The 13,780-nt window shown below is 71.0% G+C and carries 18 protein-coding genes; 1 reads left to right on the top strand and 17 read right to left on the bottom strand.

The features are described 5' to 3' along the window. Window positions 1–79: 79 nt before the first annotated feature. The 7 genes from BM041_RS12965 to BM041_RS12935 all read right to left on the bottom strand — a co-directional run bounded on the left by BM041_RS12965 (window position 80) and on the right by BM041_RS12935 (window position 4,472). Window positions 80–496 carry a MerR family transcriptional regulator gene (locus BM041_RS12965; RefSeq protein WP_092960090.1) on the bottom strand — a complete coding sequence of 139 codons (417 nt, stop codon included), beginning with the start codon at window positions 494–496 and terminating at the stop codon, window positions 80–82. After that, window positions 493–810 carry an integration host factor subunit alpha gene (locus tag BM041_RS12960; RefSeq protein ID WP_092960088.1) on the bottom strand — a complete coding sequence of 106 codons (318 nt, stop codon included), beginning with the start codon at window positions 808–810 and terminating at the stop codon, window positions 493–495. Before BM041_RS12960 ends, BM041_RS12965 begins: the two co-directional genes overlap by 4 nt. A gap of 147 nt (window positions 811–957) precedes the next feature. After that, a complete protein-coding gene (locus BM041_RS12955; RefSeq protein ID WP_092960086.1) occupies window positions 958–1,923 on the bottom strand; it encodes a beta-ketoacyl-ACP synthase III in 966 nt (321 codons plus the stop codon). A gap of 46 nt (window positions 1,924–1,969) precedes the next feature. Then, the gene (plsX, locus tag BM041_RS12950) at window positions 1,970–3,037 is read right to left on the bottom strand and encodes a phosphate acyltransferase PlsX (RefSeq protein ID WP_092960084.1); all 1,068 of its coding nucleotides are present in this window, start codon (window positions 3,035–3,037) and stop codon (window positions 1,970–1,972) included. Window positions 3,038–3,082: 45 nt separating this feature from the next. After that, window positions 3,083–3,283, bottom strand: coding sequence for a 50S ribosomal protein L32 (rpmF, locus tag BM041_RS12945; RefSeq protein WP_092960083.1), 201 nt, complete (start codon window positions 3,281–3,283; stop codon window positions 3,083–3,085). An 89-nt stretch (window positions 3,284–3,372) separates the two neighbouring features. Continuing rightward, complete coding sequence (locus BM041_RS12940) at window positions 3,373–3,921, bottom strand: YceD family protein (protein ID WP_092960081.1); 549 nt, start codon at window positions 3,919–3,921, stop codon at window positions 3,373–3,375. After that, window positions 3,918–4,472, bottom strand: coding sequence for a ubiquinol-cytochrome C chaperone family protein (locus BM041_RS12935; protein WP_092960079.1), 555 nt, complete (start codon window positions 4,470–4,472; stop codon window positions 3,918–3,920). The genes BM041_RS12940 and BM041_RS12935 overlap by 4 nt, the downstream gene beginning before the upstream one ends. 122 nt (window positions 4,473–4,594) lie before the next feature. On the opposite strand from BM041_RS12935, the gene BM041_RS12930 reads away from it, so the two are divergent. Continuing rightward, the gene (locus BM041_RS12930; RefSeq protein ID WP_175533903.1) at window positions 4,595–5,155 is read left to right on the top strand and encodes an outer membrane protein assembly factor BamE; all 561 of its coding nucleotides are present in this window, start codon (window positions 4,595–4,597) and stop codon (window positions 5,153–5,155) included. 34 nt (window positions 5,156–5,189) lie between these two features. Here the strand turns inward: BM041_RS12930 and BM041_RS12925 are convergent, their stop codons facing one another. The 10 genes from BM041_RS12925 to rpiB form a co-directional block, all read right to left on the bottom strand. Continuing rightward, entirely contained in the window at window positions 5,190–6,392 is a 1,203-nt protein-coding gene (locus BM041_RS12925; RefSeq protein ID WP_092960075.1) for an MFS transporter, read from the bottom strand. Continuing rightward, a complete protein-coding gene (thiL, locus tag BM041_RS12920) occupies window positions 6,392–7,351 on the bottom strand; it encodes a thiamine-phosphate kinase (protein ID WP_092960520.1) in 960 nt (319 codons plus the stop codon). The genes BM041_RS12925 and thiL overlap by 1 nt, the downstream gene beginning before the upstream one ends. A 117-nt stretch (window positions 7,352–7,468) precedes the next feature. Next, entirely contained in the window at window positions 7,469–7,972 is a 504-nt protein-coding gene (gene nusB, locus BM041_RS12915) for a transcription antitermination factor NusB (RefSeq protein WP_092960073.1), read from the bottom strand. Beyond that, on the bottom strand, window positions 7,969–8,451 hold the full coding sequence (gene ribH / locus BM041_RS12910) for a 6,7-dimethyl-8-ribityllumazine synthase (protein ID WP_092960071.1): 483 nt from the start codon (window positions 8,449–8,451) through the stop codon (window positions 7,969–7,971). The genes nusB and ribH overlap by 4 nt, the downstream gene beginning before the upstream one ends. Before the next feature lie 52 nt (window positions 8,452–8,503). Then, the gene (ribB, locus tag BM041_RS12905) at window positions 8,504–9,622 is read right to left on the bottom strand and encodes a 3,4-dihydroxy-2-butanone-4-phosphate synthase (protein WP_092960069.1); all 1,119 of its coding nucleotides are present in this window, start codon (window positions 9,620–9,622) and stop codon (window positions 8,504–8,506) included. Next, on the bottom strand, window positions 9,619–10,221 hold the full coding sequence (locus BM041_RS12900; RefSeq protein ID WP_092960067.1) for a riboflavin synthase: 603 nt from the start codon (window positions 10,219–10,221) through the stop codon (window positions 9,619–9,621). Before BM041_RS12900 ends, ribB begins: the two co-directional genes overlap by 4 nt. Next, a complete protein-coding gene (gene ribD, locus BM041_RS12895) occupies window positions 10,222–11,322 on the bottom strand; it encodes a bifunctional diaminohydroxyphosphoribosylaminopyrimidine deaminase/5-amino-6-(5-phosphoribosylamino)uracil reductase RibD (protein WP_342713791.1) in 1,101 nt (366 codons plus the stop codon). Window positions 11,323–11,327: 5 nt separating this feature from the next. Then, a complete protein-coding gene (gene nrdR, locus BM041_RS12890; protein WP_092960063.1) occupies window positions 11,328–11,780 on the bottom strand; it encodes a transcriptional regulator NrdR in 453 nt (150 codons plus the stop codon). Between the two features lie 191 nt (window positions 11,781–11,971). Then, window positions 11,972–13,270, bottom strand: coding sequence for a serine hydroxymethyltransferase (gene glyA, locus BM041_RS12885; protein WP_092960061.1), 1,299 nt, complete (start codon window positions 13,268–13,270; stop codon window positions 11,972–11,974). Next, window positions 13,267–13,740 carry a ribose 5-phosphate isomerase B gene (gene rpiB / locus BM041_RS12880; protein WP_092960059.1) on the bottom strand — a complete coding sequence of 158 codons (474 nt, stop codon included), beginning with the start codon at window positions 13,738–13,740 and terminating at the stop codon, window positions 13,267–13,269. The genes glyA and rpiB overlap by 4 nt, the downstream gene beginning before the upstream one ends. Window positions 13,741–13,780: the final 40 nt, after the last annotated feature.

The following is a 13,780-nucleotide window of genomic DNA, read 5'->3' as shown; positions in this document are numbered from 1 at the left end:
GCCCCGCCCGGCCAGAGGCCGGGATCAGGCCCACTTGGCCAGAGGCCGGGATCAGGCCCACTTGGCCAGAGACCTGGCTTCAGCCCCGCGCGGCGAGGGCGCGGAGTTCATGCGCCAGGCGTTCCAGCGCATCCAGCGCCTCCCGCACCGGCTCGGGCGCATCGGCCTCATCCAGGTCGCCGAGCGGCAATTCGGGCGCGCCGCCGGCTTCCTCGATCCCGCCTTCGCGCAGCAGGCGCTGCACGCCCTTGATGGTGTAGCCCTGGGTGTAGAGCAGGTCGCTGACGCGCTTCAGCAGCGCGATATCCTCCGGCCGGTAGTAGCGCCGGCCGCCGCCGCGCTTCAGCGGCTTGAGTTGGGGGAATTTGGTCTCCCAGAAGCGCAGCACATGCTGGGGGATCTGCAGGTCGTCCGCGACCTCGCTGATGGTGCGGAAGGCCGTGGGGGCCTTTCGCGGTCGCGCGCGGCCATCGGCATCGACCTGCTCGTCGCTCATTCGTCGTCGCTGCCCGCATCAGGCGCCTGGCCGGGGTTGAGCCGGGCCTTCAGCACATGGGAGGGCCGGAAGGCCAGGACCTTGCGGGGCTGGATCGGCACCTCCACCCCCGTCTTGGGGTTGCGGCCGACGCGCTTGCCCTTCTGGCGCACCACGAAGGAGCCGAAGGCGGAGATCTTCACCGGCTCGCCAGCCTCCAGCGCCGCTGACATCTTCTCCAGCACGGTCTCCAGCAGCGCCGCGCTCTCGTTCCGGGAGAGCCCGACCTGGGCGTAGATCGCCTCCGCGAGATGGGCGCGGGTCATCGTCGTCATGCCACAACAGGCCCCTGCAAGCCATTCATCCCGCAAGAAAACCGGTATCCGCAGGGGCCGTCAACCATGGGGTTTCACGGGGCCGTGTCCGGCTTCGCGCAAACCCTCAGGAAAGCTGCGCAACACACTGATTGCGCGCCGTTCCGGTCAGAAACGCGCGAGGGCGGCGCCCCAGGTCAGCCCGCCGCCGATGGCTTCCATCAGCACCAGGTCGCCCCGCTTGATGCGCCCGTCCCGCGTCGCCTCCGCCAGCGCCAGGGGGATGGAGGCGGCGGAGGTATTGGCGTGGCGGTCCACCGTGATGACCACGCGGTCCAGCGGCAGGCCGAGCTTCCTGCCCATCGCCTCGATGATCCGGACATTGGCCTGGTGCGGCACCAGCCAGGCGACGGCGGATTGGTCGAGGCCGTTCGCCTCCAGCGCCTCATCCACCGCGGAGGCCAGCTTGGTGACGGCGTGCTTGAACACCTCCCGCCCCGCCATGCGCACCACGCCCGTGCCGCCGGTGGATCCGGCGCCACCATCGACAGCCAGGATATCCCCGTGCCGTCCATCGGCATGCATGTGGGTGGAGAGCAGCCCATCACCCGGCGCGGGATCGCCCGCGCGCAGGAAGACGGCGCCGGCGCCATCGCCGAACAGCACGCAGGTGCCGCGGTCCGACCAGTCAAGGATGCGGGAATAGACTTCGGTGCCGACCACCAGCACGCCGGTGGCCTGGCCGGTCCGGATCAGGGCGTCGGCGATGCCGAGCGCGTAGATGAAGCCGGTGCAGGCCGCCGCCACGTCGAAGGCCATGCCGCGAGTGACGCCGAGCGCGCCCTGGATGCGGGCGGCGGTGGAGGGGAAGGCGCTGTCCGGCGTCGCGGTGGCGACGATGATGCAGTCCACCTCGGCCACGTCAGCGCCACCCTGGGCGAGGGCGGCCCGGCAGGCGGCGGCGCCCATGGAGGAGGCCGTCTCCCCTTCCGCGGCGAAATGGCGCTGGCCGATGCCGGTGCGTTCGCGGATCCAGGAATCGGAGGTGTCGAGCCCCTTTTCCGCTGCCAGCTGGTCATTCGTCACGGCCCGTTCCGGCAGGTAGCCGCCGGTGCCGATGATCACGGCGCGCATCGCGCGTTCCCCCCCCAGGGCCGGGTTTGCTTCGGTCGCCCGCGGATCAGCGCGGGGTGGCCGCGACGCGCGGCGTGGTGTCCGAGAGGCGCGCCAGCCCCTCCTGGATCCGTTCATTGAAGCGGTGGGTCACCATGTCCATGGCGACGTCCACGGCATGGGCGAAGCCGACGCCATCGGTGCCGCCATGGCTTTTCACCACGACGCCGTTCAGGCCGATCAGCACGGCGCCATTGTAGCGGCGGGGATCCATCCATTCGCGGAGGCGATCCAGCGCCGGCCGCGCCAGCAGGTAGCCGACGCGGGCGGGGACGGAACTCGTGAAGACCTGGCGCAGCAGGTCGCGCATCAGCTTCAGCGCGCCCTCCCCGGTCTTCAGCGCGACATTGCCCGTGAAGCCATCGGTGACGATCACATCGACCGTGCCGGCCGCGATGTCATGGCCTTCGACGAAGCCGCGGAAATTGGCGCCGAGGTGGCTGTCCCGCAGCGTTTCCGCCGCCTGGCGGACGCGCTCATCGCCCTTCAGCTCCTCGGACCCCACATTCAGCAGCCCGAGGGTCGGCTCCGTCAGCCCCAGCACCGCGCGGGCGAAGGCATCGCCCATGACGGCGAACTCCACCAGGTTGCGGGCATCGCACTGCACATTGGCGCCGAGGTCGAGCATGACGACATCGCCGCGCGCCGATGGCCCGATGGCCGCCAGCGCCGGCCGGTCGATCTCCGGCAGCGTCTTCACGACGATCTTGGCCAGCGCCATCAACGCGCCGGTATTGCCGGCGGAGACGACGCCCGAAGCCTCCCCGCTCGCGACAGCATCGATCGCGCCGCGCATGGAGGAACCGCGGACGCGCAGCGCCGCGGTCGGCTTCATGTCGCCCGGGATGGATTCCGGGGCGTGGCGCAGGCTGCACGCCTTCGCCGCCCGGGGCCGGCGCGCCAGCAGCGCACCCAGCCGGGCTTCATCGCCGACGAGGAGGAAGCGCGCCTGCGGATGACGCTCCGCGGCGAGTTCCAGACCATCCAGCACGGATTCGGGAGCATGGTCCCCGCCCATCGCATCGATGGCCAGGGCGAATTCGCCGTTACCGCGGGCCGCAACCGCCCTCGCCATCAGGATCCGACCCTTCGCCGCATCGGCATCAGCCCGGCAACCCGATCAGACGCGGATGACACCCTTGGCCTTGTCCGCCGCCATCACCTCACGGCCATCGTAGTGGCCGCAATGGGAGCAGACATGGTGCGGACGCTTCAGCTCACCGCAATTGGAGCATTCAAGGCTCGCAACAGCCGTCAGCGCCTCATGGCTGCGGCGCATGCCGCGGCGGGAGGGCGAAACCTTCTTCTTCGGAACGGCCATGGTGCCGAGCCTTTCTCGTCAACAATCGGAAAGTAGGTGGGGCCGGCGGCATTACCACCGGCACCGAGAGGGCGCAAGCGCGCCGGGGCTTATTCCCGCTTCAACCTCGCCAAGGCGGCGAAAGGGTTGGGGCGGGAATCCCCCGGTAACGGCTCTGCCGCTCTTTGCGCCGCCGGCGCCTCCGCGTCCAGCCCCGAAGCCGCCAGTTCCGCCGGAAGTGTCGCTTCCGGGTGCCGGGGATAGGGGTCGAGCGCCAAGGCGAGCTGCTCGGCCATCGCCTCGCCCAGGTCGATGAAGCCGCCCGCGCTCTCGATCTCATCGGGGCTGTCGGGGTCGTCATCCGTGGGCGGGACGCCATCGGGCAGGATGCGGAGGTCCACCGCCGTATCCACGCGCTGGTCCACCGGGTCCAGCGTGACGATGCATTCCTGCGTGACCGCGGCACGGATGCGGCCACGGGCGCGCACCGTCCCGCCATTCTCGGCCGTGAGCGTCAGCGCGGCCTTGAAGCTGCCGATGCCGGGGATGGCGAAGCGCCGGGCCAGCGCCGCGCATTCCGCCGGCGTCGCCACCAGCTCCAGCGTCTTCGGTTCATTCCCCAGCCGGTAGGGCCGGGGGAATTCGGGGGCGACGGTCATGCCGCCGCGGCTTCCGGCGGCGCGGGGGGGAAGTGCACCTCCCCCTTCAGCAGCGCGGCCAGCGGCTGGCTGGCGAGCGTCTCACGCATGCGGCCACCCTGGGCGGCGAGTTCGGCGGGCGCCCCCTCCGGCGCCTCCCCCCGCCAGACATTGCGGGACAGGGCTTCCGCCAGCGCCGCCCAGTCGCCCGATTCGAAGCCGGCCTCATAGGCCGCGGCGCGGCCATGGAAGGCTTCCCACATCTTCTTGACGCGCTTGCCCACGACGAGGTCGCCCACCCCCATCTCCCGCAAATTCACGTCCATGTCGGCGAACATGGCGTCGAAGACGGCCTGGGCCAGCTTCGGGCCCTCCGGGTCGCTGTCGTGCCGCAGGCGGTTGATGAGCAGCGCGACATGGAAGGAGACCAGGTCGAACCGGCCATCGAGGGTATCGGGTACGCCCAGCCGGGCGAAATAGACGGGCTGCCGCGCCGCGCCGACGGCCGCGCCATACAGCGCGAATCCGGCACGCTCATGCGGCCGCCGCGTGAAAAGGCCGAGCAGGCCCATGTGAAGCTCCGATCGCGATGCCGCCCCCATTGGCGGATCCGCCATCCCCATGGCGCGGGCCCGGCGGCCCAAGGCGGGCCTGGGCCGTTGACCGCGCCGCGCGGGGGTGGAATACCGCCCACATGGAGCGCCAACGCCACCCGGTCAACGTTTCGCGTCGCCCCGCGCGCGGGTTCGGCGCCACAATCGGCCTCGCCGCCCTGCTGGCGACGGGCGGCTGCGCCTGGATGCCCAGCGTGCCGGGGGCGGGGCTGTTCGAAAGCCCCCGCACCATCCGCGGCCACCAGGTGGATGATGTGACGCTGGCGCAGATCACGCCGGGCGTCAGCTCGCGGGCGGATGTCGAGAGCCTGCTCGGCTCCCCCTCCGTCACCGGCACCTTCGACGACAGCGCCTGGTACTACATCAGCGGCGTCACCCGTCAGCGCCCCGGCCAGACCCTGGCGCTGGAGGATCAGCGCGTGGTCGCCGTGCTGTTCGACGGGCGCGGCACGGTGAGGGAAGTGAAGCGCCTGGGCGAGAGCGATGCGCGGGATGTGCGGGTGGTCAGCCGCGTCACGCCGTCCCCGGGCAATGACCGGACCCTGCTGCAGCAGCTCTTCGGCAATCTCGGCCGCCTCGGCCCGGGCCTCGGCGCTGGTGCCAACAACACGGTCGGCGCGCCCTCCCCCACCGCACGCTGAGGGTTGAGCCAGGTGGGGCGATGCCCCGCCCGGCTCAGGCGGGTTTCTGCGCCTGGCGGGGCCACAGCGTCACCGCCAGGGCCAGGGTCAGCGCGGGCAGCAACAGCAGGTTCAGCACGCCCCATCCCGCGCCGGCATGGACAGCGCCGGACCCCATCGCCGTGCAGGCGACGGTGCCGAAGACGATGAAGTCGTTCGCGGTCTGCGCGCGCACCCGTTCCGCCGGGCTGTGCGATTCGCCCAGCATGGTGGTGGCGCCGACGAACATGAAGTTCCACCCCACCCCCAGCAGCACCAGCGCCACGCTGAAGTGCCAGAATTGCTGGCCGGACAGCGCCACGGCGACGCAGAGCGCGTTCAGCACCGCCCCCACGGCCACGATCGGCCGCGCGCCCCAGCGGCTGATCAGCCGCCCCGTCACGAAGCCCGGCGCGAACATGGACACGGCGTGCAACTGGATGACCGTCGCACTCGCCGTCACCGCGAAGCCGCAGGCCATCATCTCCAGCGGCGTGGAGGTCATGACCAGGTTCATGGTGCCGTAGGCGACCGCGCCGGTCAGGGCGGCGGCCATGAAGGCAGGGCGGCGGATGATCTCCCCCACCGGGGTCGGGCTGGACTGGCGGGGCGGCGCGGGCGGCAGGCGGACGATGGACAGCAGCGTCATGCAGGCCACCGGCAGCAGCGCCAGGATCAGGTAGGTGCCGAGGAACAGGAAGGGCGGCGCCATGTCCTTGCTGTGCTTCACCAGTTCCGGCCCGAAGATCGCGGCCAGCACGCCGCCGGTCATGACCAGGGAAATGGCACGGGGGCGATAGGCGGGGCTCGCAACCTCACTGGCCGCGAAGCGGTAGTGCTGGGCGATACCGAAGCCGATGCCGGCCGGCAGCCCGCCCGCGACATAGAGCCAGAAGCTGTGCTGCCAGATGCCCGCCGCGAAGGTCAGGCAGCCGAGCAGGGAGGCGATGGCCCCCAGCATGAAGCCCGCCCGCCGGCCGAGCCGCGCGAAGACGATGCCGGCGGGGATGGAGGCCGCCATGGTGGCGACCATCTGGATGCCCATCGGCAGGGTGGCGAAGGATTTGTCGGAAGCGAGGCTGTAGCCCACCAGCGCCGACATCGCGACCTGGCCGACGACGGAGGCATTCATCAGCGCCTGGCAGAAGAACAGCAGCCAGACATCCCGGCGCATCCGCGCCTCTTCCCTCGCCTCGGGCGTCGCGCTGGCGATCGACATCAGAAGTGGCTCCATCCCCCCCGGGGTAGCGGAACCTCGCCCCCCGCGGCGTCCATCACGCGGACGCCTTCACCTTGCATGAAGCACCCGATCCTCGTCACCGCCACCCCCGCTTCCATGCCGGCGGCGCGGATGAGGGCGGCGTTGGTCGGCGGGGCGGCGAAGAGCAGTTCGTAATCATCGCCGCCGGCCAGGATGCGGGACAGCATCGCGGGATCGGCGGCCAGCGCTGCGGCGGCCGGGGGAGACAGGGGCACGGACGGCGCCTCGATCACCGCGCCCAGCGACGCGGCGCGGGCGAGGTGGCCGAGGTCCTGCACCAGCCCGTCCGACACATCCATGGCCGCATGCACCAGGCCCGAAAGCCGCTGCCCGAGGGCGAGGCGCGGCCGCGGCAGCCGGTAGCGGCCGGCCAGGTGGTCGTCGGGCGGCAGGCGCGCCGTCAGCGCCAGCAGGCCGAGCGCGCCATCGCCGATGGTGCCGGACACCCAGACATCATCGCCCGCTTGCGCGCCCACCCGCCGGAGCGCCTGGCCGGGCGCCACATGGCCGAGGATGGTCAGCGAAAAGGTCGCCGGACCCGGCGTGACGACGGTGTCGCCCCCCAGCACGGAAAGCCCGAATTCCCGCTGGTCCAGCGCCAGGCCACGCGCGAAGGCCGCGATCCAGTCATCGGTGGTCCCGCGCGCGAAGCCGCAGGTCATGAGATAGCCGAGCGGCGTGGCGCCCATCGCCGCGAGGTCCGAGAGATTCACCCGCAGCAGCTTGCGCCCGATGGTGGCGGGCGGGTCGTCGGGCAGGAAATGCACGCCGGCCACCATCGCATCGGCGGCCAGGACCAGGGTGCGGCCGGGGGGCGGCGTCAGCAGGGCGGCGTCGTCGCCGAGGTTAAGGGCGCCCTCCCCGGCCAAAGGCAGGAAATGACGGGCGATGAGGGAGAATTCGGGGGGGAGGGTCATGCCGGGTGAGATGGGGAAGGCGCTGCCTTCCCCATGCCCCATCCGCCAGGGGGCAGAGCCCCCTGGACCGTCATCAGATGGGGATACCGGCGGATGCATGCATCCGCCGGCAAGTCATCACGGCCGGACGAATTCATCGGCCCGCAGGCTGCGCGCCAGCGCGTCCAGCACGCCATTCGCGAAGCGCGGCTCATCGCCCACGAAGAAGCCATGCGCGATGTCGAGGTATTCGTTGATCACCACGCGCGCCGGCGGCTCATGTGGCGTGGAAAGTTCGCCGGCCGCGGCGCGCAGCAGCGCCCGCAGCACCGGGTCCAGCTTCTCCAGAGGCCAGTCCTTGGCGAGCGCCTTGCCGATCGTCTCGTCCAGCGATTCGATCCGCGCGGCGGTGTCGCGGACGATGCGGGCAAACAGCTTGGCATCGGCGTCGGGCACCCTGCCCTCCCCCAGCCCCTCATCCGCGTCGTTGGGGCCGAGGCGATGGCGGACGAATTGCTGGATGACGGTTTCCGGATTCTCGCCGGCCTGTTCGGACTGGAACAGCGCCTGGACAGCAGCCAGGCGCGCGCCGGTCCGGGGGCGGCCCTTCTGCAGCCGGCCGGACTCGCGCGGGCCGCTCATGCCCGGCCCCAGCGGCGGGCCAGCGCCACCTGGGTCAGGGCGGCGTGCGCGGCCTCCACGCCCTTGTTCATGCCATCGTCGCGGGACCGGGCGATGGCCTGGTCCAGCGTCGCCACCGTCAGCAGGCCGAAGCCCAGCGCCGCGCCCGTCTCGGCGGCAATCGCCATGACGCCCTGGCAGACGGCGTCGCAGATGAAGTCGTAGTGGTCGGTCTCCCCCTTCACCACGCAGCCCAGCAGGATGAAGCCATCCCAGCCGCGGCCCGCGGCCATCGCCATGCGGAGGGCGGCGGGCAGTTCGAAGGCGCCGGCGACGTCCACCACCTCCAGCGTGCCGCCGGCGGCTTCCACGCGCGCACGGGCGCCGGCCAGCATGCCGCCGACCACCTCCGCGTAGTATGGGGCCTGGATGACCAGCAGCCGGGGCGGCTGGCCGGGAATCGGGGTTGCCGCGCGGGTCGGCGCGTCCTTGGTGCTCATGCTGCCTACTACATCCTCATGCCGCCGGCGGCGAATCCTACCGCCCGGCGGGTCACTCCTTGGGGATCGGCCGGGTCTCGAGCACCGACAGCCCGTAGCCCTCCAGCCCCACCAGCGGGCGGGGGTTGTTGGACAGGCGGATGATGTCGCGCAAGCCCAGATCGGCCAGGATCTGCGCGCCGATGCCGTAGTCCCGGATCTCCGGCGCGGCCTGGCGCCGGTCCCGCTGCGCGCGAATCTGCTGGGACAGGGCATCGGGCCGCCAATCCCGCAGCAGCACCACCACGCCGCGCCCGGCCTGCGCGATGGTCCGCATGGCGGCGTGCAGGTCCTGGTCCACCCGCCCGCCGATCATGTCCCGCAGCAGCGATGCCGCATGCATCCGCACGAGCGTCGGCTGCGGGCCGGTCACGTCCCCCTTCACCAGGGCGACATGCTCCCCCTCCTGCAGGGTCGAGGAATAGACCACCGCCCGCCAGGGGCCACCGATCCCCTCCACCGTGCCTTCCTCGACGCGCTTCACCAGGCGTTCCGTCCGGCGGCGATGGCCGATCAGGTCCGCGATGGTGCCAAGCTTCAGGCCGTGATGCTGCGCGAAGGCGACGAGGTCCGGCATCCGGGCCATGGTGCCGTCATCATTCATGATCTCGCAGATCACACCGGCGGGGTTCAGCCCCGCGAGGCGCGCGAAATCCACCGCCGCTTCCGTGTGCCCGGCGCGCACCAGCGTGCCGCCATCGCGCGCGACCAGCGGGAAGACATGGCCGGGGGTGACGATATGCTCCCGCCCCAGTTCCGGGTTGATGGCGACCGCGACGGTGCGCGCGCGGTCGGCGGCGGAAATGCCGGTGGTGACGCCGTCGCGCGCCTCGATGGAGACGGTGAAGGCCGTGGCGTGGCGGGTGCCGTTGGACTGCGCCATCAGGGGCAGGCCGAGCTGTTCCACGCGGTGCCGCGCCATCGCCAGGCAGATCAGCCCGCGGGCGTGCTTGGCCATGAAGTTGATGGCGTCCGGTGTCGCGAACTGCGCGGGGATGACGAGGTCGCCCTCATTCTCCCGGTCCTCGTCATCCACCAGGATGAACATGCGGCCGCGGCGGGCTTCCTCGATCAGATCCTCGGTCGGGCTGAGGAACTCGGCGAAGCTGGTGGTCCGGGGCTGCACGTTCATGCCTTGAACTCCGCGAGGCGTGCGACGTAGCGCGCCAGCATGTCGATCTCGATGTTCACCGCGTCGCCGGGCCGCAAGGTGCCGAAGCCCGTGACCTCCGCGGTGTGGGGGATGATGTTGACGCCGAAGGTTTCGTCCGTCGCTTCATTGACCGTCAGGGAGCAGCCATCAATGGCGATGCTGCCCTTTCGCGCGACGAAGCGGATGAAGTCCCGCGGCATGGCGAAGGTCCAGCGCGTGGAGCCATTCTCCGGCACCACCGCGACGACGGTGCCGACGCAGTCCACATGGCCGGAGACGATGTGGCCGCCCATCTCGTCGCCGAGCTTGAGGGACCGTTCCAGGTTGATCCGTCGCCCCAGCTGCCAGGTGCCGAGCGTGGTCTTCGACAGCGTCTCGGCGGAGGCTTCGACCACGAAGCTGTTGGCGCCGTATTCGATGGCCGTCAGGCAGCAGCCGGAACAGCAGATGGAGGCGCCGATCGCCGCCCCCTGCAGCCAGCCCGGCGGCGTCGCGATGGTGATGCGCATGTCCTGCCCGCCGCCGATCGGCGTGATGGCGGTGATGGTCCCCTGCGCGGTGACGATACCCGTGAACATTCAGCCGGCCTCGCATTCGTATTCGGACAGCAGGTCAGGCCCCAGGGTCCGCACCGCCACGCGGCGGAACTTGGGCGCGGAAGCGAGATCGGGCAATGGTAACGCGTAACTTGCGGGAATGCCGTCCCCGCCGATGACCATCGGCGCATGGAACCAGGCAAGACGATCGACCAGCCCCTCCCGCAGCAGGGAGGCCGCGATGCCCGAGCCCCCTTCCGCCAGCACCCGCGTGATGCCGCGCTCAGCCAGGGCGGCAAGGACGCCATGCGTGGACAGGCCGCCCGGACCGGCCGCGACCTCGATCACCTCCACCCCCGCCTCCCGCAGCGGCGCCAGCGCCACTTCCGGGTGGCCCGGGGCGGTGCAGACCAGCGTCGGGACATCCCGCGCCGTGCGGACCAGCTTCGATGCGAGGGGAATGCGCAGCCGGGCATCCGCCACCACGCGGGGGGCGGGGACGGGCACGCCGCCGGGCAGGCGGCAGGTCAGGTCGGGGTCGTCGTCGATGACGGTGCCGCTGCCGACGAGGATCGCGTCATGCCGGGCGCGCAGGCCATGGGCGGCACGGCGCGCGGCGGGGCCGGTGATCCAGCGGCTTTCCTTGGCGGCTGTCGCGATCCGCCCGTCCAGCGTGGTCGCGAGCTTGAGCGTCACCATCGGCAGGCCGTGGCGCAGGCGCTTGATGAAGCCCGCCGTCACGCGCTCCGCTTCCTCCCGCAGCAGCCCTTCCTCCACCACGATCCCCGCGGCGGCGAGCTTGCGAAAGCCTTCCCCATCGACGCGCGGATCGGGGTCCCGCAAGGCGACCACCACCCGCGCCACCCCGGCGGCGGCCAGGGCATCGGTGCAGGGGGGCGTGCGGCCCCAATGGCAGCAGGGTTCCAGCGTGACATAGGCCGTGCCACCCCGCGCGCGGTCGCCGGCGCGCTTCAGCGCCTCCGTCTCCGCATGGGGGCGTCCGCCGGGCTGGGTCCAGCCACGGCCGACCACCTGGCCATCCTTCGCCACGATCACGCAGCCGACCGCGGGGTTGGGCCAGGTATTGCCGAGTCCGCGCGCCGCCAGGGCGAGCGCGGCCCGCATGTGAGTCGCATCATCCACGCGGATCAGGAGCCTTCGATCTTGCCCAGGAACGCCCGGAAATCCTTGGCCTCGCGGAAATTGCGATAGACGGAGGCGAAGCGCACATAGGCGACCTCATCCACGTCGCGCAGCGTTTCCATCACCACCTCGCCCACGCGGCGGCTGGTGACTTCGCTGTCGGCCTCCACTTCGAGGCGCCGCTGGATGCCCGACACGATGCGCTCGATCCGTTCCTCGTCGAAGGGGCGCTTGCGGAGCGCGACGCGGACGGAGCGCGCGAGCTTGTCGCGGTCGAAGGGCACGCGGCGGCCATCGGTCTTGATGACCAGCAATTCGCGCAGCTGGACCCGTTCGAAGGTGGTGAAGCGGTTGCCGCAGGCCGGGCAGGACCGCCGGCGCCGGATGGAGGCCCCATCCTCCGCAGGGCGGCTGTCCTTCACCTGCGTGTCTTCGTTCCCACAGAACGGGCAGCGCATCTTTTCAGACCCTCAAACGGCGGGCGCGCGCTCCGCGCGCTTGCCTTCGCGCCTTGCACTGGCGTGCAGGGCCATGCGCATGCGCTGGGCGCGGCGGCCATTCGGCCGCTCGGCCCGCTGTAGTGCGCGGGCCGCCAGTTCCAGTTTTGGCACTGGCGGTCCGGGCGGTGGTCATGGTCTGGCGCCGTCTCTCAGTAGATCGGGAAGCGCCGGCACAGCTCCAGCACGCGGCCCTTCACCGCGGCTTCCACCGCGGCGTTGGCGTCCGGCGCATTCGCCTTGGCGAGGCCGTCCAGCACCTCCCCGATCATCTGGCCGACGAGCTTGAACTCCGCCTCCCCGAAGCCGCGCGTCGTCGCGGCGGGGCTGCCGAGGCGGACGCCGGAGGTGGTCATCGGCTTCTCCGGGTCGAAGGGGATGCCGTTCTTGTTGCAGGTCAGGTGGGCGCGGTTCAGCGCACCTTCCGCCGCCTTGCCCGTCAGCTTCTTCGGCCGCAAATCCACCAGCACCAGGTGGTTGTCCGTGCCGCCCGTCACCAGGTCGAGCCCCTGGGACTTCAGCTCCACCGCCAGCGCATTGGCATTCGCCACGACCTGCCTGGCATAGGCGCGGAATTCAGGCCGCAGCGCCTCCCCGAATGCCACAGCCTTGGCGGCGATGACATGCATCAGCGGGCCGCCCTGGAGGCCCGGGAACACCGCGCTGTTGAACTTCTTGGCCAGCGCCTCGTCATTCGTCAGGATCATGCCGCCGCGGGGGCCACGAAGCGTCTTGTGCGTGGTGGTCGTCGCGACATGGGCGTGGGGGAAGGGCGACGGGTGCGCGCCGCCGGCCACCAGGCCCGCGAAATGCGCCATGTCCACCATGAACCAGGCGCCGATCTCGTCCGCGATCGCCCGGAACGCGGCAAAATCCCAGGTGCGGGCGTAGGCCGAGCCACCCGCGATGATGAGCTTCGGCTTGTTCTCCAGCGCGATGCGCCGGACCTCCGCCATGTCGATCCGCTGGTCTTCGCGCCGCACCGTGTAGGGCACGGGCTTGAACCACTTGCCGGACATGTTGGCGGGCGCGCCATGGGTCAGGTGGCCGCCGGCGGCGAGGTCCAGGCCCATGAAGCTGTCGCCGGGCTGGAGGAGGGCCAGGAACACGGCCTGGTTGGCCTGGGCGCCGCTATGCGGCTGGACATTGGCGAAGCCGCAATCGAACAGCTTCTTCGCGCGCTCGATCGCCAGCGTTTCCGCCACGTCCACGAATTCGCAGCCGCCATAGTAGCGGCGGCCGGGATAGCCCTCCGCGTACTTGTTGGTCATCACGCTGCCCTGGGCTTCCAGCACGGCGCGGGAGACGATGTTCTCCGACGCGATCAGCTCGATCCCGTCCTGCTGGCGGATCAGTTCATCCCGGATGGAGGCGGCGAGCTCGGGATCGGTCTCCGACAGCGGGGCGGAGAAGAAGCGGGCGGGGGTGACCGCGGGCGTGGTCTCGTTCATGGGGACGCGCTCCAACCGGGGCTGAGCTTCTGCACGCGGCGCCCATGGCGGCCGCCTTCGAAGGGGGTGGTGAGGAAGGTTCGGACGGCATCCAGCGCCACCTCCACGCCCGTCATGCGGGCACCGAGGGCGATGACGTTGGCGTCGTTGTGTTGCCGGGTCAGCCGCGCGCCCGTGACATCATGCACCAGGGCGCAGCGGATGGCGGGGTTGCGGTTGGCGGCGATGGAGATGCCGATGCCGGTGCCGCAGACCAGCACGCCGAAGGCGGCGCGGCCCTCCGCCACGGCGCTGGCCACGGCCGCGCCGAAATCGGGGTAGTCCACGCTGTCCGTCCCATGGGTGCCGAGGTCCATCACCGGATGGCCGGCGGCCTCCAGCGCCTCCCGGATCGCGGCCTTCAGGGCCACGCCGGCATGGTCCGCGCCCAGGGCAACCGGGGGGGCTATGGGGGTGTTCGCAGGGTTCATGGCGCGAGGACTACCACGGCGGGTGGCCCGCCGAAACCAC

It is taken from the genome of Falsiroseomonas stagni DSM 19981, from assembly GCF_900114315.1.
GTDB lineage: Bacteria > Pseudomonadota > Alphaproteobacteria > Acetobacterales > Acetobacteraceae > Falsiroseomonas > Falsiroseomonas stagni.
This window is presented reverse-complemented; position numbering and strand designations above follow the sequence as displayed.